This is a genomic window from Gammaproteobacteria bacterium (assembly GCA_034522055.1).
GTDB lineage: Bacteria > Pseudomonadota > Gammaproteobacteria > JAABTG01 > JAABTG01 > JAABTG01.
Map to the genome: position 1 here is coordinate 578,192 of JAXHLS010000002.1, position 23,858 is coordinate 602,049.

Consider the following 23,858-nt stretch of genomic DNA (forward strand, 5'->3'; position numbering starts at 1 on the left):
GCAGGCATATTCCCACCGGAGCCGCGGGACGACCTCTTCAGCAATCCCCGAAGATGCAACTCTGCGCCGGCAGATCGCGTTTCACCAACTTGAGGCCGGTATCGGTGCGCAGGTCGATATAGTCCGCCAGCACCCGCGCGGCCTCGTTCAGCCACACGTCCGCCCGCTTGTCCTCCGCCGCATCCACGGCCCCGTCCTCATCCTCCTCCACCTCGGGCAGGCCCAGCAGGGCGCGCAGCTCGCCGGTACGTTTCTCGCGGTCTTCCTCGCGCCGTTCCCGCTCCCGCTTGCGCTTCTCCTCGTTGAGGCTCACCACCTTCTCTTCACGCAGGCGCTTGCTTTCCCTGGCCTCCAGCATCGTCAGGCCGAATACGGGGTCGCCGGCCAGGCGCTGCTCGTGGAGACGCCTGAGGTCGGAGATCAGCTTGGACTCGAAGCGATAGGGCCGATAGCTTGCCTCGCGGATGTTGTCCCAGGGCAGCGCGTTCTTAAGCGCCCGCTCACCGTGGTCCTCGATGTCGAAGGCGGTGGGGAATACCACATGGGGCTGGACACCGCGATGTTGGGTACTGTCACCATTGACGCGGAAGAACTGGGCGATGGTGGTCTTGAGCTGGCCCAGGGCCACGCCCTCCTCGTCCACGTAGCGGTCCAGATCTACCAGGCTCTGCACCGTCCCTTTGCCGTAGGTGGGCTCACCGATGATGATGCCGCGGCCGTAATCCTTGATAGCCCCGGCGAAGATCTCCGACGCCGAGGCGCTGTAGCGATCCACCAGCACCGCCAGGGGTCCATCGTAGAGGATGGACGGGTCGGAGTCGTTCTCCACCTTGGTGCGCCCCCGGGAGTCGCGCACCTGCACCACCGGCCCCTTGTCGATGAACGCCCCGGACAGTCTCACGGACTCCGTCAGGGCGCCGCCGCCGTTGCCCCGGAGGTCGATGACGATGCCGTCCACGCCCTCGCCCTCCAGTTCCGCGAGCAGCCGGCTGACGTCACGGGTAGTGCTGCGGAAATCCTTGTCGCCCCGGCTCTCCGCCGCCGAATCCAGGTAGAAAGATGGGATCTCCACCACACCGATGCGCCGCGCTCCGGCCGCCGTATCCACATCCAGGATCCACTTCTTGGCCGCCTGTTCCTCGAGCTTGATGGTATTGCGTGTGAGGCGAAGGATCTTGCGCGGCAGGGCCGGATCGGCCCCCTCGGGCAACACCTCCAGGCGGACCTCGGAACCCTTGGGGCCACGAATCAGATCCACCACGTCCTCCAGGCGCCAGGCCACCACATCCACCATCTCGCCGTCCTGCTGGGCGACGCCGGTGATGCGATCGTCGGTCTGGAGTTCCCCCTGCTTGTCCGCAGGCCCGCCGGCGATGACGCGCTGCACCACGGTGTATTCGTCCTCGGTGCGCAGGGCCGCGCCGATCCCTTCCAGGGACAGGCTCAGGTGGATCTTGAAGTTCTCCGAAGTCCGCGGCGAGAAATAAGAGGTGTGGGGCTCCACTGCGGCCGTGTAGGCGTTCATGAAGGTCTGATAGACGTCCCCGTGACTGAGTTGCCCCACGCGCCGGGCGAGACGATGGTAACGCTTGGTCAGGGTCTCCCGGACCTCATCGTCGTCCTTGCCCGTCAGCCGCAACGTGAGGACATCGTTCTTGACCCGTTTGCGCCAGATCTCGTCCCGCTCCCGCCGGTGAGTCGGCCATTCGGCCTCGGACCGGTCATACACGTAGCCCTCGTCGCGGGAGAAATCGAACTCCTGCTGCACCATGTCCTGGGCGCGGTCCACCGTCTCCTCCACCCGGCTCCTAAACAGCCGAAAGGTCTCGAACACGGCTTCCAGTTCGGCGCGACGCAGCAGATCGTCCAACTCGTGTTCCAGTCGGCCAATACGGGCGATGTCCTCCGCCAGCAGGTAGTGGTGGCTGGGATCGAGGGCCTCCAGGTAGCGCTCCAGGATCTGCTCCGACAGGTCGTCGTCCAGCGGCGTGCGCCGGTAATGATAAGTGGAGATGAAGCGCGTGATGAGATGGGTGGCCTTGCGCTGGGATTCCGTCGGCACAAGGCTCGCCGGGTCCACCAACACCTCCACCGCGGCGGCGGAGAAGATACTGAGGGCAAAGAACAGGGCGGTGATAAGACTGGTGAGGGTCTTGGGCATGACGATTACCTCGGGGATACTTGAAATACGACGGACGGGGGAGGGAAAAGGTTCCTACCGGCCTCGAACCCGGTATATGAAGATGGTATGGTCCCACAGCCATCCACCGACAAAGGCCGCACCGGCCGCCAGCCCCGATACCCGAGACTCGCCATGCCACGACGACTTTCAGACGCATCATTCAGGCCGGTTTTCATCATGTTACTCCTGCTGTGCGTCGCTTCCATGGGCGTCTCGGCAGACCGCGGACCGGGTCTCAAATCGGAGGTGGCCCTGGTCATAGACCAGACCACCGGTGCCGACGTCTATGCCAAGAATACCGAAAAGATAAGGCCTATCGCCTCCATAACCAAGCTCATGACCGCCATGGTCGTACTCGACACCCACCTTTCCCCCGACGAATATATTCAAATCACGGACGATGACAAGGACCGGCTCAAGTACTCCCGCTCCCGGCTCCCCGTGGGTTCCCGCCTGACCCGGGATGAACTCCTGCACAGCGCCCTGGTGGGCTCCGAGAACCGCGCCGCCGCCGCCCTCGCCCGCACCTATCCCGACGGCCCGGAGGCTTTCGTGGCGGCCATGAACCGCAAGGCCGCGGAACTCGGCATGACCGAGACCACCTTCGTCGACCCCACGGGCCTCGACCCCGGCAATCTGTCCACCGCCCGGGACGTGGCGCGCCTGGCCATGGCCGCCTACGCCTATCCAGAGATCAAGCGCATCACCACCCGGGCCCGATTCGAGGTGGCCAGTCAGGGCGCGGCCAAGACCCGGACCTTCCGCAATACCAACCTGCTGGTGCGCAAGCCCCGTCCCGCCTGGCCCATCGGCATGAGCAAGACGGGGTTCATCAAGGAGGCGGGCCGCTGCCTGGTGATGCAGGCCACGTTGCGCGACCGCCCCATGGTGCTGGTGTTCCTCAACTCCTGGGGCAGCCTCACCCCCATCGGCGATGCCAACCGGCTGCGCCGCTGGCTGGAGCGCCAGCCCGCCCTCCAGGCCACCACCCAGGCTGTGACGTCCGACTCATCATCCTGACCCGTCGTCAACCCGACCCATCGTCAACCTGACCCAGGCCCGGCGCCGTCGGCCCGGCGCCATGAGGTCTCGTCCCGTTCCACTTCATAGGCGGCCCAAGCCGCGAACTGTGCGGCCCCGACCTCGCCATCCCGGCGCCGGCCGTGGCCGGCCACCACACGGAAACTGACCGCGCGCTCGGCCGGATCCTCACCCCCTCCCACGGCCGTGACCTCCCGCACCGACCACGCCTCGCCATAGCGGCCATTGCTGTAGAACGCCCCCGCGCGGATATCCGTGGGGTCGATACCGTCACGGCGGCTGTGCTCCGTGGCCAGTTCGTAGACCCGCAGCAGGTCGTTCTCGGACACGTCCAGGAAGGTGTCCATCTCGCTCAGAGCATACACCAGATCGGCATGACTGATGTCCCCCGCCGGGTGCCGCGGGCGGGTACTGGCGGGCAGAACGCTACGGCGGGCGAGGCCCCGTGGGTAGCGCCGCCAGGGAAAGGGGGCGTTGAAGGCCAGTGCGATGGCGAGGATGGCGAGGCTGTTCAACAGCGTAGGCGTGAACACGAACTGCCAGCCCAGGTCATGGATGCCATCGCCGCCGATGACGGCGATCATGGCCGTGGCCCCGCCCGGCGGGTGGATGCAGCGCAGGTAGTACATGACGGTAATTGAGACCCCGACCGCCAGCCCCGCCGCCAGCATCAGATCGGGTATCCAGCGGGCGGCGGCCACGCCCACGGTGGCCGACACCATGTGCCCCCCCACCAGGGGCCAGGGCTGGGACAGGGGGCCGTGGGGCACCGCGAACAGCAGCACCGCCGAGGAGCCCATGGATCCCATGATGAGCATGGCGGCGGCGCCGTCCAGCCACCACGCCGAGATGACCATCACGCCGACGATGCCGCAGAGACCACCGAGCCCGGATATCAACCGCTCGCCATGGCCCACCGAGCTGTCGGTGAGACCCAGATAGCTGTTGAACCACCGGGTGACACTCATGCGACGACCGCCACAGGCGACCTTTATGTCCGATGGGGCGGATGCGGGATGCGGCGTACCGGGATGCAGCCCTCGTCCAGCCATTCGTCCCACAACGCCTGCCGGCGCTGGTTGAGCCAGTATTCGTGAATGTATCGAAGGATGGCGTTCAGCATGTCAGATGCCTCCTGTCAGGATCATCGGCAGTCTGCCGATGTCCCTTTAACCGGCGGCCCGCCGACTTCGTGCGCCGCCGCAAAGCGCGGCAAGATAAACGACTGCCGCACCTTGATCAATGCAAGGGGCGCGCCAGACCGCCGCAGCCGTTGTGCCATAAGGTCCCGCCCACCGATGATGGCCACCCCTGTCAGTAATTCCGACACTCCGCAGCCCGCCCGTATAAGGCCGTCGGAGGCCCGTGAAACCAAGTACGGGAGAAAAGGTGACCACAAGTCCGCAAGACGGCCGCGGCCCCCGTCACAGCGCGCGCATCGGGTGCGGGAACCCAGGCCCCGGGGAGGCGCCGGCCCGCTCCCGGCAGGCGACGACGCGGTGTAAACAAAACCGACAGCCCCCCGCGGGCCATCCCCATCAGGGATCATAGGCGAGGTTCTGCCCCAGCCAGCGCTCCACTTCCTTGACCGACATGCCCTTGCGCCGGGCATAGTCCTCCACCTGGTCGCGGTCGATCTTGCCGATGCCGAAATAGTGGGACTCGGGATGGGAGAAGTAGAGCCCCGACACCGCCGCCGTGGGGACCATGGCCTTGCTCTCGGTGAGCCAGATCCCCGTTTGCTCCCGGGCATCCAGCAGTTCCCACAGGGTGTCCTTCTCGGTGTGCTCGGGGCACGCCGGATAGCCCAGGGCCGGGCGGATCCCCTGGTACTTCTCCGCGATGAGGTCCTGGTTGTCCAGGCCCTCGTCCGCCGCGTAGCCCCACCACTCGCGGCGCGTGCGGGCGTGGAGCCATTCCGTCAGGGCCTCGGCCAGACGATCCGCCAGGGCCTTGAGCATGATGGCGCTGTAGTCGTCGTGGTCGGCCTCGAAGCGCTGCTGGTGCTCGTCGATGCCGATGCCGGCGGTACAGGCGAAGGCGCCGATGTAGTCGGCCTTGCCGCTGTCCACCGGGGCCACGAAGTCGGCCAGACTCTCGTTGTAGCGGCCCTCCGCCTGGCGGCTCTGCTGGCGCAGGTTATGGAAGGTGGCGATGACCTGGCCCCGTTCCTCGTCGCCATACACCAGGACGTCGTCGCCGCTGGCATTGGCGGGCCAGATGCCCACCACGGCGGCGGCCCTGAGCCACTGGCCCTCGATGAGGTCGTGGAGCATGGTCTTGGCATCGTCATAGAGCTTGCGCGCCTCCTCGCCCTTCTCCGGATCGTCGAGGATCCCCGGGAACTTGCCCCGCAACTGCCAGGAGTGGAAGAAGAAGGTCCAGTCGATATAGGGCACCAGCTCCGCCAGCGGAATGTCCTTCAGCACGTGGGGCCCCGGGGCGGCCGGGACGGGGGGCGTGTAGGCCGCCCAATCCAGGGGTGGGGCGTTGGCGCGCGCCTCCTCCAGGGGGATGAGTTTGGCCTGCTCGTTCTTGCCGGCACGGCGCTCCCGCACCCCGGCGTAGTCGGCGCGCACGTTCTCGACGTAGGCGTCGCGGGCCGTCTTGGAGAGCAGGTTGGAGGCCACCCCGACGGCCCGGGAGGCATCGGAGACGTAGACCACCGGGCCCTCGTACTGGGGCTCGATCTTCACCGCCGTGTGGGCCTTGGAGGTGGTGGCGCCGCCGATGAGCAGGGGGATGGTGAAGCCGTGGCGCTGCATCTCGCCGGCCACGTGCACCATCTCGTCCAGGGAAGGCGTGATGAGCCCCGACAGGCCGATGATGTTCGCCTTTTCCTCCTTGGCCTTGGCGAGAATGTCGTCGCAGGGCTGCATCACCCCCATGTCCACCACGTCGTAGTTATTGCACTGGAGCACCACGCCGACGATGTTCTTGCCGATGTCATGCACGTCCCCCTTGACGGTGGCCAGCAGGATCTTGCCCTTGGGCTCCGCCGCCACGTCCGCCTTCTCGGCCTCCAGGAAGGGCTCCAGATAGGCCACGGACTTCTTCATCACCCGTGCCGACTTCACCACCTGGGGCAGGAACATCTTACCGTCGCCGAACAGATCCCCGACGACGTTCATGCCATCCATCAAGGGGCCCTCGATGACGTGCAACGGGCGCTCGGCCTGGGCCCGGGCCTCCTCGGTATCCTCGTCGATGTATTCGGTGATGCCCTTGATGAGGGCATGCTTGAGGCGTTCATTCACCGGCTGATCGCGCCATGCCGTGTCCGTCTTGCTCTCCACCACCGAGCCGTCACCCTTGTACTGGGGCGCCAGGTCGATGAGGCGCTCGGTAGCCTCGGGGCTGCGGTTGAGGATCACGTCCTCCACGGCATTACGCAGTTCCTCGGGCACCTCGTCGTAGACCCCGAGCTGGGCGGCGTTGACGATACCCATGTCCATGCCCGCCTTGATGGCGTGGTATAGGAACACGGAATGGATGGCCTCGCGCACCGGGTTGTTGCCGCGGAAGGAGAACGACACGTTGGACACGCCGCCGGACACCAGGGCATGCGGCAGGTTCTCCTTGATCCAGCGGGTCGCCGCGATGAAGTCCACCCCGTAGTTGTTATGCTCCTCCATGCCGGTGGCCACGGTGAGAATATTGGGGTCGAAGATGATGTCCTCGGGCGGAAAGTCGGCCTGCTCCGTCAGCAGCTTGTAGGCCCGCCCGCAGATCTCCTTACGCCGTTCCAGGCTGTCCGCCTGGCCCGCCTCGTCGAAGGCCATGACCACGATGGCCGCGCCGTAGCGCCGGCACAGGCGGGCCCGCTCCACGAAGGCCTCCTCCCCCTCCTTGAGGGAGATGGAGTTGACGATGGGCTTGCCCTGCACGCACTGCAGGCCCGTCTCGATGATCTCCCACTTGGAGGAGTCGATCATGAAAGGCACACGGGTGATCTCGGGCTCGGAGGCCATGAGATTGAGGAAACGCCGCATGGCCTCCACGCCGTCCAGCATGCCCTCGTCCATGTTGACATCCACCACCTGGGCGCCGTTCTCGACCTGGGAGCGGCAGACATCCAGGGCCTCCTCGAAGCGTTCCTCGAGAATGAGACGCTTGAATTTGGCCGAGCCCGTGACGTTGGCGCGCTCGCCCACGTTGACGAAGTTGAGTTCCGGCTCGATGTTGAGGGGCTCGTTGCCCGACAGGCGGCACACCTGCGGGCGTTCCGGGAGCCGGCGCGGGGCCTTGCCGGCCACCGCCTCGGCGATGGCCTGAATGTGCTCGGGGGTGGTGCCGCAGCAGCCGCCCACGATGTTCAGGAATCCCCGCTCGGCCCACTCGGCGATGTGCTCCGCCATGCTGGCGCCGTCCATGTCGTACTCGCCGAACTCGTTGGGCAGTCCGGCGTTGGGATGAGCGGACACGAAGAAGCGCGATACTCGAGACATCTCCTCCACGTACTGGCGCAGCTTGTCGGGGCCCAGGGCGCAGTTGAGGCCGATGGACAGGGGCTCGGCGTGAGCCAGGCTGTTGTAGAAGGCCTCGGTGGTCTGGCCGGTGAGGGTACGGCCGGAGTCGTCGGTGATGGTGCCCGAGATCTGCAGCGGCAGGCGCAGATCCAGCTCCTCGAATACCTGCTCGCAGGCGAACACCGCCGCCTTGGCGTTCAAGGTGTCGAAGATGGTCTCGATGAGCAGCAGGTCGGCGCCGCCCTCGATGAGCCCCCGGACCGCCTCGGCGTAGGCCTCGGCGAGTTCGTGAAAGGTGGTGCTGCGGGCGCCGGGATCTTCGACGTCACGGGACATGCTGGCGGTGCGGTTGGTGGGGCCGAGCACGCCGGTGACGAAGCGTGGCTTGTCCGGCGTGGTGTACTTGTCCGCCGCCTGGCGGGCGAGACGCGCCGACTCCACGTTGAGCTCGTAGGCCAGGGACTCCATGCCGTAGTCGGCCATGGCGATGGTGGTGGCGCTGAAGCTGTTGGTCTCGATGATGTCCGCGCCTGCGGCCAGGTATTCCTCGTGGATGCCGCGGATGATGTCGGGCTGGGTCAGGGACAGCAAATCGTTGTTGCCCTTGAGGTTGGTGGGCCAGTCGGCGAAGCGTTCGCCGCGATAATCGTCCTCCCCCAGCTTGTGGCGCTGGATCATGGTGCCCATGGCGCCGTCGAGGACCAGGATGCGGTCACGGAGAAGGGACGTGATGGTGTCTTTGCTCTCTTTGTTTCGCAATGTTCCACTCTCTATTTTTTGGGATGATTCGGTTCGGTCGCCGGTGTGATGCGGCTAAGCGGGCGACCCGAAAACGGTGCGCGATACGGCTGGGCGGCGTCAGGCGCGGATGAAGCGACGCCACCAGCGCCGGCGGCCCGCCGGCGGCGTGATGGCCTGGAGGTCTACCGGTGGCAGCTTGGACAGGATCCAGCCCGGCAGCGTGCGGACTCCACTGGACCCACAGACCGAACCGAGGTTGTTGGGGTCGTATATCTTAACAAAACTCGGCGACTGAAGATGGTCAGCATACACGATGCCGCAGTAATCTTCCTGATGCTCGCGGCGCAGCAACCCTTCAAGCTCGCCGAGCAGGGCTTCCAGATCGGCGGCCGCCAGGGGTGCCGCCGGGGGAGGCTCGCCCACCGCGTAGGCGTACCAGCCGCCGGCGGCATCGTCGCGCAGTCGGGCCCACAGGGCATCGAACTGCGGCCACCGCAGCGTGGCCGTGAACTGACCGTCGAAGGCCTGCAGAAAGGGGCCGGCATCCTGACCGGGATCATCTCCTGCGCGGATAGTGCTAGTGGACATAGATTGAATATTGTACTTTTTTTTAATGAGATTAGTGAAATCCCGGTGGCGGTCCGGCGCGTCGGAGCCGACGACCGGCCTTAACCCCGGTTAACTAGCGGTTGATTAAGTTCTGCAGCTGTGTTCAAAGTCATACGCTCGGAACAACGCCAGGTAGGTCGCCATGCCCCACACTTTTCGTGAAGATCCCGTGGATTGCGAGGTGTGTCCCGTACGCCGGCTCGCGCTGTTCCGGGAACTGTCCCGGGAGCAGCTCCTCACCGTCAGGGAGATCCGCAAGGGCCAGGAGCATATGTATCCCGGCACCATCATCTTCCGGGAAGGGGCCAGGGTGGAAGCCGCCTACACCCTCTTCGAGGGCTGGGTGATGCGCTACAAAACCCTGGAGGACGGGCGCCGCCAGATCATCGGTTTCGTGCTGCCTGGCGATTTCCTGGGCTTCCACCCCTACGACAGCGGCGTCATCTCCTACTCGGCCGAGGCCCTGTCACCCGTGACCCTGTGCACCTTCCCCCTCGACAGTCTGGGCAACATGCTCGCGGCCTATCCCGAGCTGTCACGCCAGTTCAGCTGGCTATGCCGGCGGCAGGAAAACCTGGCCATCGAGCACATGACCAGCATCGGCCGGCGGCCGGCCCGGGAACGCATCGCGCACCTGCTGCTGGAGCTGGACGTGCGAGTGCGGGCGCGGCACGAGACCCCCGCCGACGCTCCCGTCCTGGTGCCCCTGACCCAAGAGCATATCGCGGACACCCTGGGACTGACCTCCATCCATGTCAGCCGCACCCTGCGCACCCTGCGCGAGGACGGGTTGCTGGAGTTCCGCTCCGGACGCCTCAATATCAAGGACCGCGATGCCCTGGTCGCCATGACCGGCTTCGACGAGACCGTGTTCGCGGCTCAGCCGCAGCCCCTGCTGTAAGCCCGTCCCAGATAAACAAAAACCCGGGGCGGTGCCCCGGGCCTCATAAGGTTTGGGGCCCCGCAGGGCCCCGGGTACTTCGTTTCTTATTATCAGCCAAACATGTCGTCAACGATGTTGAGGTACCAGCTCTCGGCGTACACGGCCTCGAGGCCATAGGCGCCGCCCACGGGCGTCAGGCCGCCGGAGCCCTTGACCTTGGAGACCTTGCCGTCCTTGGCGTCATACACCATGGCCACCGAGACGCCGTGGTCCGGCGTCACCAGGCTGTAACACGTGTTGACCCAGGAGGGGGTGGGTACATCGTTGCCCTTGAGCATGGCCACCACCGCGGCGGCGCATACCTTGCCCTCGGAGTTGGCGGCATAGCCGGACTTGGGCAGGGGTGATGCGATGGCCGCATCGCCGATGACGTGCACGTTCTTGTGCATCTTCGATTCCCACGTCATGTGGTTCACCGGGCACCAGCCGGAGGCGTCGGTAAGGCCGGCCTTGTAGGCGATATGGCCCGCGGTCTGGGCCGGGATCACGTTCAGCACGTCGGCCTTGATCTCGTCGAACGTGGTCATGGCGGTGCGGTTGTCGGCATTCACCGCCTGCACCGTGCCGTCGTTGGCCTTGGAGCGCCACTCGATCATGCTGTCATCGGTACCGAAGCCGTAGTGCTGTTTCCAGCCCGCGGTGAACAGCCCCTGCTTGGAGAACGCGTCCTTGGAATCGAGGATGAGGACCTTGGACCTGGGCTTGTGCTGCTTGAAGTAATGGGCCACCAGGCTCGCGCGCTCGTAGGGCCCGGGCGGGCAGCGGAAGGGATTGGGCGGCGCCGCCATGACGAACAGGCCGCCATCGGGCATGGCCTCCAACTGCTTCCGCAACACCGTGGTCTGAGGACCGGCATGCCAGGCATGGGGCACCAGGTGACTGGCGGCCTCGCTGTAACCATCGATGGTGTCGTACTTCATGTCCACACCCGGGGACACCACGCAGCGATCGTAATTGACGACTTGGCCGCTCTTGCAGATGACCGTCTGCTTGGCGGCGTCGATGTCCACCACCAGGTCATGGATGACCTTAATGCCGTGCTTCCTGGACCAGTCACCGTAGCCATGGGTGATCCAGTTCTGCTCCTTGAAACCAGCGATGACCCAGTTGCTCATGAAACAGGTGGCAAACTCGGTCTTGGGCTCGATGACCGTAACCTCGACGCTGGGATCGAAGTGGCGGATGTACTTGGCGCAGGTGGCACCACCCGCGCCGCCGCCCACCACCACCACGTGCTTGCCGCTGCCGGCATTGGCGAACCGCAGGCCGGACAGGGAGAGGCCGGTGGCGGCACCGACGGCGCCCGCTGCCTTGATGAACTGTCTTCTCTTGATAGTCATATGTCCCTCTCCTCCTTACTTCAGGCTCGCGTAGTAGTCGGCGAGATTCTTGATTTCAGCGTCGGAATAACCCTTGGCGATGCGATTCATGATGGTGGCCTGGCGGGTATCGGATTTGAAATCCATCATGGCCTTGGACATGAGCGCCGCCGAGCGGCCGTGGAGGGACGAGACATCGCCCACGCTCTTACCTTCGAACCCGTGGCAGCCATTGCACTGGGCGGCAATCATCTGGCCACTGGCATCCGCCGCAGCGGCATTCGTGCCGACGGCTAATCCCGCGACAAACAGCGCGGACAAGAGACTTGTTCTTGTCATAGATACGACTCCTCAAAAATTTTCTTGATTTCCCGTGAGCCCCATGGCTTGGAACTCTTTCGGGGATGGCATGGATCGGCACCATCGGGTATCGCCGAACCGCGTTGGTTTAGTAGGCCTGTTTCGACCGGCTCCATCGAAGCCCGACGATCCCTGGCATCCGTGATGCTCAGTGCCAAGTGTAATGGCATATAGCGGCATGTCCACATTATAAAACAATGAGTTATATTCTTAATTGCTAATTTCTTGCGATTCCCTGCCTCGTCATTCCGGTGCAAGCCGGACAAAAGCGGAGCGTTGAACGCCCGCAGGGCGGTCCGAAGGGGGAAGGGCATCAATTAATCCAGGGTGGCTGCCACCCGCGGCGGCGAGGGGAACCGGAACCGCCCCGGCCATCGGCATCTATCCACAACCCTGGCACCTGCCGGCAACGGCCACGCAAGCCCCTGACACCAAACGGGTTCCGCGGGTTGTGCACAGATCCATCCCCAGGAAGATCACCCCCTGCGCACCGGTTCCATGGTTCCAAACACAATATCTTGTGGTCCACAATCCTCTTGACTACCGTCACTTGTGTCCTAGACTATGCGAAAACGCCGTCGCGCCAGACGATGGCCACCCCGCCCCGCCCACAGGGGCAGACCGTTCAAAGAAGGGAGGACCCCCGCTACCATGCACGTAGACACCGCCGCCGTTGCCGCTCAGCACACCGCCGCACCCGAAGCCGCCGCCAGCCCCAACACCGGTTCCATGGAAGTGGCCGCCACCGCCCCCGGCGCCCACAAGGTGATCCGTCGCAACGGCAAGATCACGGGCTTCGACCCCTCCAAGATCGCCGTGGCCATGACCAAGGCCTTCCTGGCCGTGGAGGGCGCCAGCGCCGCGGCCTCATCGCGCATCCACGAGAAGGTGCAGGCCCTCACGACCGACGTGGAGGAAGCCGTCACCCGGCGCCTGCCCGGCGGCGGCACCGTGCATATCGAGGACATCCAGGACCAGGTGGAGCTGGCCCTCATGCGCAGCGGCGAGCACAAGGTGGCCCGCGCCTACGTCATCTACCGCGCCGAGCGGGCCCGCGAGCGCGCCGCGGCCACGGCGACCGAGGAGACGGTGATCAACGTCACCCTGGAGGACGGCACCACCCGTCCCCTCAACCCGTCGGTGCTGGAGGGGCTGGTGGCCGAAGCCTGCGAGGGGGTGGACAACGTCACGTCCACGGACATCGTCACCGACACCGTCAAGAACCTGTTCGACGGCGTCACCGAGAAGGACCTCGCCACCGCCCTGGTGATGAGCGCCCGCACCCTGGTGGAGAAGGAACCCAACTACAGCTACGTGGCCGCCCGCCTGCTCCTGAACCAGCTGCGCAGCGAGGCCCTGCGCTTCGTCTACGGCGGTGTCATCGGCGCCAATGCCGCCCAGATGGCCGAGCGCTACCCCGAGTACTTCGCCGACTACATCCATAAGGGCATCGAGCTGGAGCTCATCCATCCCGAGCTCGCCAGGTTCGACCTCGAAGTGCTGGGGCGGGCCATCGACGCCGGGCGCGACCTCAAGTTCACCTACCTCGGCTTCCAGACCCTCTACGACCGCTACTTCATCCACAAGGACCAGGTGCGCTTCGAGCTGCCCCAGGCCTTCTTCATGCGCGTGGCCATGGGGCTGGCCAGTGCCGAGATCGACCGCGAGGCGCGGGCCATCGAGTTCTACAACCTGCTGTCGTCCTTCGACTTCATGAGCTCCACGCCCACCCTGTTCAACGCCGGCACCCTGCGGCCGCAGCTGTCGTCCTGCTACCTCACCACCGTGCCCGACCACCTGGACGGCATCTTCGGCGCCGTCAAGGACAACGCCCTGCTGTCCAAATTCGCCGGCGGGCTGGGCAACGACTGGACCCGGGTGCGCGCCATGGGCTCCTACATCAAGGGCACCAACGGCAAGAGCCAGGGCGTGGTGCCCTTCCTCAAGGTGGCCAACGACACCGCGGTGGCGGTGAACCAGGGCGGCAAGCGCAAGGGCGCGGTGTGCGCCTACCTGGAGACCTGGCACCTGGACATCGAAGAGTTCCTGGAGCTGCGCAAGAACACCGGCGACGAGCGCCGCCGCACCCACGACATGAACACCGCCAACTGGATCCCCGACCTGTTCATGAAGCGGGTGATGGCCGAGGGCCAGTGGACCCTGTTCTCCCCCGACGAGTGCCCGGATCTGCACGACCTCACCGGTCGCGCCTTCGAGGAGCGCTACTCCGCCTACGAGGCCGCCGCCGAACGCGGCGAGATCGCCAACTTCAAGCAGCTTCCGGCCCTCACCCTGTGGCGCAAGATGCTGGGGCTGCTCTACGAAACGGGCCACCCCTGGATCACCTTCAAGGACCCCTGCAATCTGCGCAGCCCCCAGCAGCACACGGGCGTGGTGCACAGCTCCAACCTGTGCACGGAGATCACGCTGAACACCTCCGACAAGGAGATCGCCGTATGCAACCTGGGCTCCGTCAACCTGGCGGCCCACGTGGACGAGAACGGGCTGGACATGGCCAAGCTCCAGCGCACCGTATCCACCGCCATGCGCATGCTGGACAACGTCATCGACATCAACTGGTACTCGGTGCCCCAGGCGCGCCAGTCCAACCTGCGCCACCGCCCCGTAGGCCTCGGCATCATGGGCTTCCAGGATGCCCTCTATAAGCAGCGCATCGCCTACGCCAGCGAGGCCGCGGTGGAGTTCGCCGACCATTCCATGGAGGCGGTGGCCTACTACGCCATCGGCGCCTCCACCGAGCTGGCCGAGGAGCGCGGCACCTACTCCACCTTCGAGGGCAGCCTGTGGAGCCAGGGGATCCTGCCCCTGGACTCCCTCAAGATCCTCGCCGCCGAGCGCGGCGAGCACCTGGAGGTGGACGACGCCGCCAACCTGGACTGGGACGCCCTGCGGGCCCGGGTCACCACCGTGGGCATGCGCAACTCCAACTGCATGGCCATCGCCCCCACCGCCACCATCTCCAACATCTGCGGCGTCAGCCAGTCCATCGAGCCCACCTACCAGAACCTGTTCGTCAAATCGAACCTGTCGGGGGAGTTCACGGTGGTCAACCCCGACATGGTGCGCGACCTCAAGGCCCGCGGCCTGTGGGACGACGTGATGGTCAACGACCTCAAGTACTACGACGGCTCCGTGGCCGCCATCGACCGCGTGCCGGCGGAACTCAAGGCCCTCTATGCCACCGCCTTCGAGGTGGATCCCGCGTGGCTGGTGGAGGCCGCCTCGCGGCGCCAGAAATGGCTGGACCAGGCCCAGAGCCTCAACCTCTACATGGCCGAGCCCTCCGGCAAGCGCCTCCACGACCTCTACACCCTGGCGTGGCGGCGCGGCCTCAAGACCACCTACTACCTGCGCAGCCTGGGGGCCACCAGCGCCGAGAAGTCCACGGTGAACACCGGCACCCTGAACGCCGTCAAGAACCCCGGCACCGAGGCCCCCAAGGCCTGCGCCATCGACGACCCCGATTGCGAGGCCTGCCAGTAGCAGCGCGCCTGCGCGCGAACGGCCCAAGCCCCACCCGAATGAGCCACCCCATAAGCCACCAGGATTAGAGAGGGAGACAACGAGACATGCTGAACTGGGAAGACAACACCGCCACCACGACCAGAAAGCCGGGCCCGCCGCCCGCCGCCGCACCGGCCCCGGCCACCCACGCGCCGCCGGCACCCGCCTACGACGGCCCCGCCACGGTGACCCCCATCGCCCCCCGCGCCGCGGTGGCCGAGCCGCCACCCCCCGACTACGAGGATCTGGAGGGCGGCGCCACCGGCCTCGAGCAGGTGGCCATGGGCGCCGGGCGCATCACCGTCGACGACAAGCAGATGATCAACTGCAAGGCGGACCTCAACCAGCTCGTGCCCTTCAAGTACAAGTGGGCATGGCAGAAGTACCTGGACGGCTGCGCCAACCACTGGATGCCCAACGAGATTAACATGTCCGCGGACATCGCCCTGTGGAAGAGCAAGGACGGCCTCACCGAGGACGAGCGCCTTGTCATCAAGCGCAACCTCGGCTTCTTCTCCTCCGCCGACTCCCTGGTGGCCAACAACCTGGTGCTGGCGGTGTACCGCCACATCACCAACCCCGAGTGCCGCCAGTACCTGCTGCGCCAGGCCTTCGAGGAGGCCCTGCACACCCACGCCTACCAGTACGTGGTGGAGTCGCTGGGCATGGACGAGGCCGAGGTGTTCAACATGTACCGCGAAGTGCCCGCCGTCCACGACAAGGCCGCCTGGTCCCTCAAGTACACCCAGAGCCTCGGCGACCCCAACTTCCACACCGGCACCCCCGAGAACGACCGCCGCCTGCTGCGGGACCTGCTGGCCTTCTACCTCATCTTCGAGGGCATCTTCTTCTACGTCGGCTTCACCCAGATCCTCTCCATGGGGCGGCGCAACAAGATGACCGGCACCGCCGAGCAGTTCCAGTACATCCTGCGCGACGAATCCATGCACATGAACTTCGGCATCGACGTCATCAATCAGATCAAGGTGGAGAACCCCCACCTGTGGACCCCGGAGTTCCAGCAGGAGGCCCTCGACATGGTCCACGAGGCCGTGGAGCTGGAATACCGCTACGCCGTGGACACCATGCCCCGCGGCATCCTCGGCCTCAACGCCGCCATGTTCAGCGACTACCTGCGCTACATCGCCAACCGGCGCTGCGCCCAGGTGGGACTGCCCGAACAATTCGCCGGCGTCTCCAACCCCTTCCCGTGGATGAGCGAGATGATGGACCTGAAAAAAGAGAAGAACTTCTTCGAGACCCGGGTCACCGAGTACCAGACTGGCGGCACCCTGTCCTGGGACTGAGCACCTGAAGATTGAGCACCTGGACACCCACGACGGACGAGGCGAACGCCCCCATGCACTGCAAACGCTGCCAGACCACCATGGTGAGCACCCACGTCAAGGAGTTCGAGCACAGCCGCCAGGAGTGGTTCGACTGCCCGGTCTGCGGCCTCGTCCAGTTCATCACCGAGCCCCTGAGCCCCACCCTCAAGGCCTGGCTGGACTCCCTGGATGAACGTCACAACGGCGTCAAGGTGCACCACGGTTGAATGAGTTACAGGAGCCACACCATAAACGGGGGAGCGGGAGCCCCAGGGGCGAAGCGAGCATGGACAAGCGAGCGCATACCAAACACGGAAGCGACGTAACGATCGAGAAGGTTTTTTCGGCGGCTGGCACCACCGACTCCCCCCGGCCGAGAGGTCGGGGGTTTTTTTTGCTTGCGCGCTGAGTACACTCAGCGCGAACCAATGGTGGCCGGATGGGAAAGCACGACAAGACATTGACCGCCGTCCTCCGTGGGGCATCTGACGCCAATATCGGGTTTGACGATTTGAGAGGACTGCTACTCCACCTCGGGTTCGACGAGAGAATTCGCGGCAGCCATCACGTCTATCGCCGCGAAGGCATCGAAGACAAAGTGAATATTCAGCGGGCAGGCAACAAAGCTAAGCCCTATCAAGTAAAGCAGGTACGCGAGGTCATCTTTAAACATCGATTGGCGAGAGATTAACCATGTACAAGTACGAGACCATCATCTACTGGAGCGAAGAGGATCAGGCCTTCATCGCGGATGTTCCGGAGTTAGCAGGCTGTATGGCGCATGGCGAGTCACCTGATGAAGCGTTGGCCAATGCGCAGGAGGCGATGCAGCTTTGGATTGATACTGCGCGGGAGTTCGGGGATCCAATTCCTAAGCCGAAGGGGAGACGGTTGATGTATGCGTAAACCGTCGTTGAATGCTCAAGTTCAATCTCGCGAAGCAAAATTATCGACGCCCCTATGTAAGAGTAGCGAACTGTGATGTCCGAGGCGCAAACCCAGCGGAATTTCGAGAAGGCGTGCCAAAAACTCGCTTCTCATATCGTTCCAAAAAAAGAGATACAAGCACTGAAGGTAAATTCCGAACTGAAACACCTTACCTCTCGCTTCTCTACATTCCATATTATGCTCCATGAAGCGATTGAAGATTTCGAAACTCGCCCATCGCCAAGCCGAGCAGTCGCCATAATTCTTGCTGTTGATCTTGTCTGGCAGGTGATGCGCGCGTTGGGAGGTCGTCAAGGTCGTGATACAAACTGGCTCGTAGAACGCTTTCCCGATGATTATGAATCAGTTGATGCTGATATTAGAGATAACTACTTTGGGCTGCAGAAGCAGATTGTGGACGATCTGACGTGGGTCTATGACCTCCATACTGCTCTACGTCACCCCAGAAAAAAGCATGATGACCTGCTCAAGTGTTTACGCCAACCGATTTTCGCAGAAGTATTCCAAAGGTTGCTACATACTGCCGCGAGCTTGCGACAAGTGTTGGTCTGCGTACAGGTTAATCTAGATCCGACCGTAACTTTCTAATCTGAATATTTCTAGTGGTACGTCTATTGTTGTCGGTAGGATGACTTACTATTCTTTATTGCTTGAACCACTATCGGGTCACGGCGTGCTTTGAGAGGAATTCCGGGTAGAGTAGAGAGCAGGCCCTAACGCCCGTAGGTCCGGCTTAGCGGTTCCCGCCCCTTTCGTTTGGCGGTGCCTAAATAGCCGGGCCGTAGCCACCAGGGCCAGCCCTCCCTCATCAAACCGTGCATACGGTTCTCCCGTACACGGCTTTCCGATGTGCTTCACGCCAAGGCATGCGCTGAGCGCCAGCCTGCTTTATGGGATAGCTTGAGTAATCCAAGGGCGTCGTGGAGGTGGGCGTAGGGAAAGCGTTCGTAACCGCGCGTGCGAGTGCGCACTTTGTGACGCCGCCGCAGTTGGGTACGCACGCGTTCCTCAGTGAACCACCGGACGCGTCCGAAAGCCTTGGTGCAGTTGCCGTAGTGGAAGTAGCCCGACCAGCCGCGTAGCACTTGGTTCACTTCCGTGATCATACGCGGCATCGGCACCGGAGTGCGGCGCCGCGCGGTGAGTTCCTTGATGCGCGCCTTGATCCTTCGTTCGGCGCGGCGGCTCGGCTCAACGTGAGGGTAGCCGTTGCCGGTTCGTCGGCTGCGTGCCCATTGATGCTGAAGCCAAGAAAGTCGAACGCCTGTCGGCGGGCATCGACCACGTGGGTTTTCTCCCGGTTGAGCGTCAACTCCAGGCGTGTCAGCACCGTCTCAAGCACCGCCATGGCCGGCGCGGTGTCCCCACGACACAGAATCACGGCATCGTCAGCGTAACGCACGAGGCGCGCCCCTAACCGCCGTTCCAAGTCGTGCCGTTCCCAAATCCGGTCCAGCAGATGTAGATAAAGATTGGCCAGCAGCGGGGAAACAACCCCGCCTTGCGGCGTCCCTTTCCGATTCCCTTTACCGCCACTCGGGCGTTGCTTGCCTCGCCCATCCTCTTCGATGACCGGGGCCTTGAGCCATTGCTGAATGAGGGCGAGGACGCCCCCATCGGCAAGGCGCTCGGCAACCACGGCCATGAGCTTGGCGTGCGGGATCGTATCGAAATACTTCGATAGATCCGCATCGATGATTTGGGTCTTTCCCTGAAACAGACCGTCGGTGACGGCCTTCACCGCATCATGGGCCGAGCGCTGCGGGCGAAATCCATAGGAGTGCTCGCAGAAATCAGCCTCGAAGATCGGCTCCACCAGCAGCTTGAGCGCCATCTGTACGATCCGATCCCGGATTGTGGGGATCCCCAATGGGCGCTCACTGCCATCCGGCTTGGGTATCCAGACCCGACGCACGCCGTCCGCGCCGTACGTCTTCTGCTCCAGTTCCCGTTGCAATTCCGCCAAGTAGGCGTCTCTTCCGACCCCCGCCTCGATGGCCTCACAGGTCACACCATCGATTCCTGGCGCGCCCCGATTGGACCTGACACGATCATAGGCGTGACCGAGAGTGTCTGCCCGATAGACCTTGTCATACAAGGCGTAGAAGCGAAACGCCGGCTCTTGCTTGGCCTTGACGTAGAGCTTCCTCTGCAGCGTCCTGATCTTTTCCGGAGTTGTTAGCGACATCGCCGCAATCTCCTGACCCTCTGCGTTTCGGTTGCGTGCACAAAGTAGGGTCCCTTCCCTCAGGTCGGGTTATGTTGTCCCAGACCCTCAATCGGTACTATGAACCCCTCCGACTCCCACGACGGTCGATGACGACTTCGGACTGGCCTTATACGCCACCGTCGGCAGTTCTCACCTGCCACCGCCGCGGGCCTCCCGCACTGGGACCAATCAACTTCCACCACATGCCACCCGTACTACCCCGGAAGACTCAGTGGGACGCTCTCGTCGTCTCCTCCCACCAACAGCGGCCTTCCCCGACTGTCCACCGGGTCGGCATCTTCACTTTGTTCACGAGGCTACATCTCGGTTCGCTTGCGCTGCGGCCTGCGGTTTTGCATCTACGTAACTTACGACCCCCGGTTACCCGGACGCCGCTCCGCGACACTACAAAGGTGTACGAGCAACTCCTTTGGCGGGACTCTAACCCGCTAGTTAATCAGCCTGTTACGGCATACGGACAGTATACTTATCTCCGCGTCCGGGTATGGGAGTTAAGTAAACTGTCCCTGGAACAGTATCTCGCGCGGGAACGATAGATGCTGATTCGAGGGCGTTTGCCCCAATCACGTGGCGTAGTAGGACTCGACGCTGGAGTTCCAGGAGGCGTCAGCCATATTGGGCCAGTTATCCTTGTCGAAGCCCGGTGCGTTTTTCAGACGATCGGCATCTACGTCGAGCATGAAACGCTTGTTTCTCTTGTCCTGTTTCAAGGCCTTCCACGGGATGGCGAACAGGCGATCCCCAACGCCCAGAAAACCGCCCGACGCCAGGACTGCGTACCGTACACTGCCGTCCCTTGTATCGAGCATAATGTCCTGAATCTTGCCCAGCGTTTCATCCTGCATGTTGCAGACTTCATCGCCGGTAATCGAGGAGGCGCTCAGCATCGTGGGGCCGCCCTGCGCGTCATCGGTTGCTTCATAACTGCTCCGAGCATAGTTCATTTCTTCCCCTCCTTGGCATCGCGCTTGACGTCTCCGTACTTGGCTTCAGCCTTACCGCCAAGGTTCTCGGCCGTACCCTTGTACTCCGTACTTTTGTCGCCAGTCACCTTGCCCGCTACTTCCTTGCCCTTCCCCTTCGCCTCGTTCGCGCGTCCTTTGACTTGATTCTTGTTCATGAGCGGATCTCCAGATGCTGTTCGTTAGGGTTCTGCCTCATACCATGAACCGGGATAGGTGCAGATGAGACGCCAATATAGGTAAAGACCCGCGGGTCCTCTGTGCGTTATCTAACCTATGCTGATTTAATTCAGGCCCTCCACATGCCCGCGAGTAAATGGCAGTAAATGGGCAGACACCATTACTTCCGACTTTATCTCCACACCATAGGGTTGTTCGCGCCCAAGGGCGCTCCTAGTGCGTCCGTGGAGGCGCATTTTCTGCACGGTGAGAGTCCGTGTCGGGGTAAGCCAAGGCCCCGTAGTCGAAGGTAACTGCGTCGTCGCGAGGCGGGGTGGAGAGCAACCGGAGGCGAACTGGCGGTCCGTAGGATGACGAACTCGATTCGGCGGTACGGGACGGCGAGCCCGCTAGGAGAAGGTGAAGCCTGAAAATCATCGGATGCGCTGGGATTGGCGTGGAAAGCGACATTCGGGTCCCCTCCGTGGTTGGAGACGGAACGCTGGGAAGGAAATGCGAGAGAAGCGGGGAGACCTGACCGCCGTGGTGACGGTGGGCAGGAGTCAGAGCCTTCGTAGTACTGAACGGTTCTGCTGCGGTCATGGCGAGGTGCTGCGGAAACGCGGACCCAAGAGCTGGAGGGCGTCCTCCGCCTAAAACCGTGGGTGGTGCCGGGAAAGCGCGAAGAACAGAAATCGCGCCGAGGGAAGGGAGGCAGGAAGGTGGATGGGTGAAGTCTGGAGGAGGTGAGCGCGTATGCAAAGGGTCGAGAGTGTCTCGCAAGAGGCTAAGCCAGACTCGTCCAACCCGGTGGAATGGCCGTGGGTGGACCGCACGATCTGGACGGAGCGCATGTTGGCGGCGCTGGGTAACGGCGTCCAAGGGACGAAGTGGTTCAGTCTGATCGACAAGGTGCATCGCCCCCAGACCCTGGAACGGGCGTGGCAGGATGTGCGGGCCAACCGGGGTTCAGCGGGGGTGGATGGCCAGAGTGTGCAGCGTTTTGAGGCCCATGCCGAGTGGTATCTGGCGGAGTTGGGAGAGGCGCTGGGAATTGGACGGTACCGACCGGATGCGGTGCGTCGGGTGGAGATTCCGAAGGGGACAGGGACGCGTCCCCTGGGCATTCCGACGGTGAAGGACCGGATTGTGCAGGCGGCGATGAAGCGGGTGCTCGAGCCGATTTTCGAGCACCAGTTTTTGCCGATGAGTTACGGGTTTCGCCCGGGTCGCGGGTGCAAGGATGCGCTGCGGGAAGTGGATGGGCTGGTTCGGGAGGGCTACACCCATGTGGTGGATGCCGACCTGGCCCAGTACTTCGACACCATCCCGCACGAAGCGTTGATGGCCCGGGTCGAGGACCGGATCAGCGATGGTCGGATCCTCGACCTGCTGCGCGCCTGGTTGCGCCAGGACGTGGTGGCGGAGATAGCGCGCTGGACGCCGACCCGGGGCTCGCCCCAAGGGGCGGTGATCAGTCCGTTACTCGCGAATCTGTACCTGCACGGGCTGGATGTACACATGACCCAGCGCGGCTATCGGATGGTTCGGTATGCTGACGACCTCGTGATCCTGTGTGCCAGTCCGGACGAAGCCCAGGAGGCGCTGCAGGAGTTGCGGCACTGGGTGGAGGCCAATGGTCTGCAACTGCACCCGGAGAAGACCCGTGTGGGGGATTGCCGGCAGCCCGGGGAAGGCTTTGAGTTTCTCGGGTACCGGTTTGAAGCGGGACGGCGGTGGGTACGCAAGAAGAGCCGCAAGGCCCTTTACGACCGGGTCCGGGCCAAAACCCGGCGCAGTCGTGGGGATTCGCTGGCGCGGATTGTGGCCGACCTGAACCCGATGCTGCGTGGCTGGTTCGTGTATTTCCAGCACGCGCACCCGTGGACCTTTCCTCGCGTGGACGGTTTTGTCCGACGTCGATTACGGGCGCTGTTGCGCAAGCAGCAGAAGCGCCCGGGAGCGGGTCATTGTCAGTCCGACCATCTCCGCTGGCCGAACGCGTTCTTCGCTGCGGCTGGGCTTTTCACCATGACCGAAGCCCGGACGTTGGCGAGCCAATCCCGATGAGGTAACCACCGACTGGAGAGCCGTGTGCGGGAGAACCGCATGCACGGTTCGGAGGGCGGGGAGGGTCACTCCTTCCCGACCCCTATCGGGGCGTTCCGGGGGACAGTCTTAGGAAACAGTTCTTGCTTTGTCGCATGCGGCACGGATTTGGGAGTGACTACAGGCCAAAAGGCACGCCCATCCCGAGCAGGCCCGCGGCCTTGTTGAGGCGCCGGTCGAAGCAGGCGAAGGTCAAGTCCTGGCCCGAGAGCTCCATGACCCCGGCGGCCGCCGCAAGCTGGACCGCGTCGTAGCCGCGCAGGGCGAAGGCATCGGCATACTCCCCCGCCCGCTCCACCACCGCCTGGCTGACGTCGGCCACCACGTAGTTCCCCCAGTCCACCGCCAGACTCTGCCGCGCACGCTCCATCCCATCCTGGTCCGCCGCGACCTCCCGGGCCCGGCGTGCGGTGGCGGCGTGATACTCGGCCCAGGCGATGCGACAGACGGCGACGGCCTCCGCCTCTTCCACCAGCGCCTTGACCTCCCGGGCGTGGGACTCGCTGATATAGAGCTTCACCAGCGCCGAGGTATCACAGTAGAGGATCAACCGCGCTGCTCCAGCACCAGCGCCGACACCTCACTTCCTGAGTCGTTGAGGTCGATATGGTCGCCGCGTGGCTTCCCGCCCTCCCACGTGGCCGCACCGCAAGCGATGAGGCGGGCAAGGCCCGAACTGGCGCCCTCGGGTACGCCGGTCACCCGCGCCACCACCTTGCGGTGGGAGGTGATCTCCACCGGCCGTCCGGCCCGCGCCTCCGCCAGGTAGCGGGACAGGTGCGCCTTGAATTCACGTATGGAAACCGTCATCGGTGGCCCTTTTTTAGATAAATTGAACTGAATTATGACCCTTATTATGCCGGCAATCAATGGGTTTTTAGTCACATAACCCGGGTGGGCCCAAGCCGGTGACGGTAAAGGAATCAGTACTCT

At 63.7% G+C, this 23,858-nt stretch carries 22 protein-coding genes; 9 read left to right on the plus strand and 13 right to left on the minus strand.

Features of this window, described 5'->3' with window-relative positions:
- Window positions 1-37: 37 nt before the first annotated feature.
- Window positions 38-2,161, minus strand: coding sequence for a carboxy terminal-processing peptidase (locus tag U5S82_02735; protein MDZ7750586.1), 2,124 nt, complete (start codon window positions 2,159-2,161; stop codon window positions 38-40).
- A gap of 198 nt (window positions 2,162-2,359) precedes the next feature.
- Between U5S82_02735 and U5S82_02740 the strand changes: the two genes are divergently transcribed.
- Window positions 2,360-3,202 (plus strand): serine hydrolase, encoded by an 843-nt coding sequence (locus U5S82_02740; GenBank protein ID MDZ7750587.1) that lies wholly within the window; start codon window positions 2,360-2,362, stop codon window positions 3,200-3,202.
- Window positions 3,203-3,225: 23 nt separating this feature from the next.
- Here the strand turns inward: U5S82_02740 and U5S82_02745 are convergent, their stop codons facing one another.
- From U5S82_02745 to U5S82_02760, 4 genes are all read right to left on the minus strand, one after another.
- Window positions 3,226-4,191 (minus strand): HPP family protein, encoded by a 966-nt coding sequence (locus tag U5S82_02745; GenBank protein MDZ7750588.1) that lies wholly within the window; start codon window positions 4,189-4,191, stop codon window positions 3,226-3,228.
- Window positions 4,192-4,214: 23 nt separating this feature from the next.
- Window positions 4,215-4,346, minus strand: coding sequence for a hypothetical protein (locus U5S82_02750; protein MDZ7750589.1), 132 nt, complete (start codon window positions 4,344-4,346; stop codon window positions 4,215-4,217).
- Between the two features lie 415 nt (window positions 4,347-4,761).
- On the minus strand, window positions 4,762-8,451 hold the full coding sequence (gene metH / locus U5S82_02755; GenBank protein MDZ7750590.1) for a methionine synthase: 3,690 nt from the start codon (window positions 8,449-8,451) through the stop codon (window positions 4,762-4,764).
- Window positions 8,452-8,550: 99 nt separating this feature from the next.
- Entirely contained in the window at window positions 8,551-9,021 is a 471-nt protein-coding gene (locus tag U5S82_02760) for a hypothetical protein (protein MDZ7750591.1), read from the minus strand.
- A gap of 163 nt (window positions 9,022-9,184) precedes the next feature.
- Here U5S82_02760 and U5S82_02765 point away from each other — a divergent pair, with 163 nt between their 5' ends.
- Window positions 9,185-9,943, plus strand: a complete 759-nt coding sequence (locus U5S82_02765) for a Crp/Fnr family transcriptional regulator (GenBank protein MDZ7750592.1) — start codon at window positions 9,185-9,187, stop codon at window positions 9,941-9,943.
- 92 nt (window positions 9,944-10,035) lie between these two features.
- On the opposite strand, the gene U5S82_02770 is transcribed toward U5S82_02765, so the two are convergent.
- Window positions 10,036-11,325, minus strand: a complete 1,290-nt coding sequence (locus tag U5S82_02770) for an FCSD flavin-binding domain-containing protein (GenBank protein MDZ7750593.1) — start codon at window positions 11,323-11,325, stop codon at window positions 10,036-10,038.
- 15 nt (window positions 11,326-11,340) lie between these two features.
- Window positions 11,341-11,643, minus strand: coding sequence for a c-type cytochrome (locus tag U5S82_02775; GenBank protein MDZ7750594.1), 303 nt, complete (start codon window positions 11,641-11,643; stop codon window positions 11,341-11,343).
- A gap of 672 nt (window positions 11,644-12,315) precedes the next feature.
- Between U5S82_02775 and U5S82_02780 the strand changes: the two genes are divergently transcribed.
- The 6 genes from U5S82_02780 to U5S82_02805 all read left to right on the plus strand — a co-directional run bounded on the left by U5S82_02780 (window position 12,316) and on the right by U5S82_02805 (window position 18,053).
- A complete protein-coding gene (locus U5S82_02780; protein ID MDZ7750595.1) occupies window positions 12,316-15,168 on the plus strand; it encodes a ribonucleoside-diphosphate reductase subunit alpha in 2,853 nt (950 codons plus the stop codon).
- A gap of 86 nt (window positions 15,169-15,254) precedes the next feature.
- The gene (locus tag U5S82_02785; GenBank protein ID MDZ7750596.1) at window positions 15,255-16,496 is read left to right on the plus strand and encodes a ribonucleotide-diphosphate reductase subunit beta; all 1,242 of its coding nucleotides are present in this window, start codon (window positions 15,255-15,257) and stop codon (window positions 16,494-16,496) included.
- A gap of 11 nt (window positions 16,497-16,507) precedes the next feature.
- On the plus strand, window positions 16,508-16,744 hold the full coding sequence (locus U5S82_02790; GenBank protein ID MDZ7750597.1) for a hypothetical protein: 237 nt from the start codon (window positions 16,508-16,510) through the stop codon (window positions 16,742-16,744).
- 212 nt (window positions 16,745-16,956) lie between these two features.
- On the plus strand, window positions 16,957-17,208 hold the full coding sequence (locus U5S82_02795) for a type II toxin-antitoxin system HicA family toxin (protein MDZ7750598.1): 252 nt from the start codon (window positions 16,957-16,959) through the stop codon (window positions 17,206-17,208).
- A gap of 2 nt (window positions 17,209-17,210) precedes the next feature.
- Window positions 17,211-17,423 carry a type II toxin-antitoxin system HicB family antitoxin gene (locus tag U5S82_02800; protein MDZ7750599.1) on the plus strand — a complete coding sequence of 71 codons (213 nt, stop codon included), beginning with the start codon at window positions 17,211-17,213 and terminating at the stop codon, window positions 17,421-17,423.
- 75 nt (window positions 17,424-17,498) lie between these two features.
- Entirely contained in the window at window positions 17,499-18,053 is a 555-nt protein-coding gene (locus tag U5S82_02805; GenBank protein ID MDZ7750600.1) for a hypothetical protein, read from the plus strand.
- A gap of 266 nt (window positions 18,054-18,319) precedes the next feature.
- On the opposite strand, the gene U5S82_02810 is transcribed toward U5S82_02805, so the two are convergent.
- The 4 genes from U5S82_02810 to U5S82_02825 form a co-directional block, all read right to left on the minus strand.
- Window positions 18,320-18,580, minus strand: a complete 261-nt coding sequence (locus U5S82_02810; GenBank protein ID MDZ7750601.1) for a group II intron maturase-specific domain-containing protein — start codon at window positions 18,578-18,580, stop codon at window positions 18,320-18,322.
- Window positions 18,568-19,653 carry a group II intron reverse transcriptase/maturase gene (gene ltrA, locus U5S82_02815; protein ID MDZ7750602.1) on the minus strand — a complete coding sequence of 362 codons (1,086 nt, stop codon included), beginning with the start codon at window positions 19,651-19,653 and terminating at the stop codon, window positions 18,568-18,570. Before ltrA (U5S82_02815) ends, U5S82_02810 begins: the two co-directional genes overlap by 13 nt.
- Window positions 19,654-20,258: 605 nt before the next feature.
- The gene (locus U5S82_02820; GenBank protein ID MDZ7750603.1) at window positions 20,259-20,639 is read right to left on the minus strand and encodes a PRC-barrel domain-containing protein; all 381 of its coding nucleotides are present in this window, start codon (window positions 20,637-20,639) and stop codon (window positions 20,259-20,261) included.
- Entirely contained in the window at window positions 20,636-20,815 is a 180-nt protein-coding gene (locus U5S82_02825; GenBank protein ID MDZ7750604.1) for a CsbD family protein, read from the minus strand. Before U5S82_02825 ends, U5S82_02820 begins: the two co-directional genes overlap by 4 nt.
- A gap of 757 nt (window positions 20,816-21,572) precedes the next feature.
- On the opposite strand from U5S82_02825, the gene ltrA (U5S82_02830) reads away from it, so the two are divergent.
- Complete coding sequence (gene ltrA, locus U5S82_02830; protein ID MDZ7750605.1) at window positions 21,573-22,886, plus strand: group II intron reverse transcriptase/maturase; 1,314 nt, start codon at window positions 21,573-21,575, stop codon at window positions 22,884-22,886.
- Between the two features lie 157 nt (window positions 22,887-23,043).
- Here ltrA (U5S82_02830) and U5S82_02835 read toward each other — a convergent pair whose 3' ends face one another.
- Window positions 23,044-23,475, minus strand: a complete 432-nt coding sequence (locus U5S82_02835) for a type II toxin-antitoxin system VapC family toxin (protein MDZ7750606.1) — start codon at window positions 23,473-23,475, stop codon at window positions 23,044-23,046.
- Entirely contained in the window at window positions 23,472-23,735 is a 264-nt protein-coding gene (locus U5S82_02840) for a type II toxin-antitoxin system prevent-host-death family antitoxin (protein MDZ7750607.1), read from the minus strand. The genes U5S82_02835 and U5S82_02840 overlap by 4 nt, the downstream gene beginning before the upstream one ends.
- Window positions 23,736-23,858 lie beyond the last annotated feature (123 nt).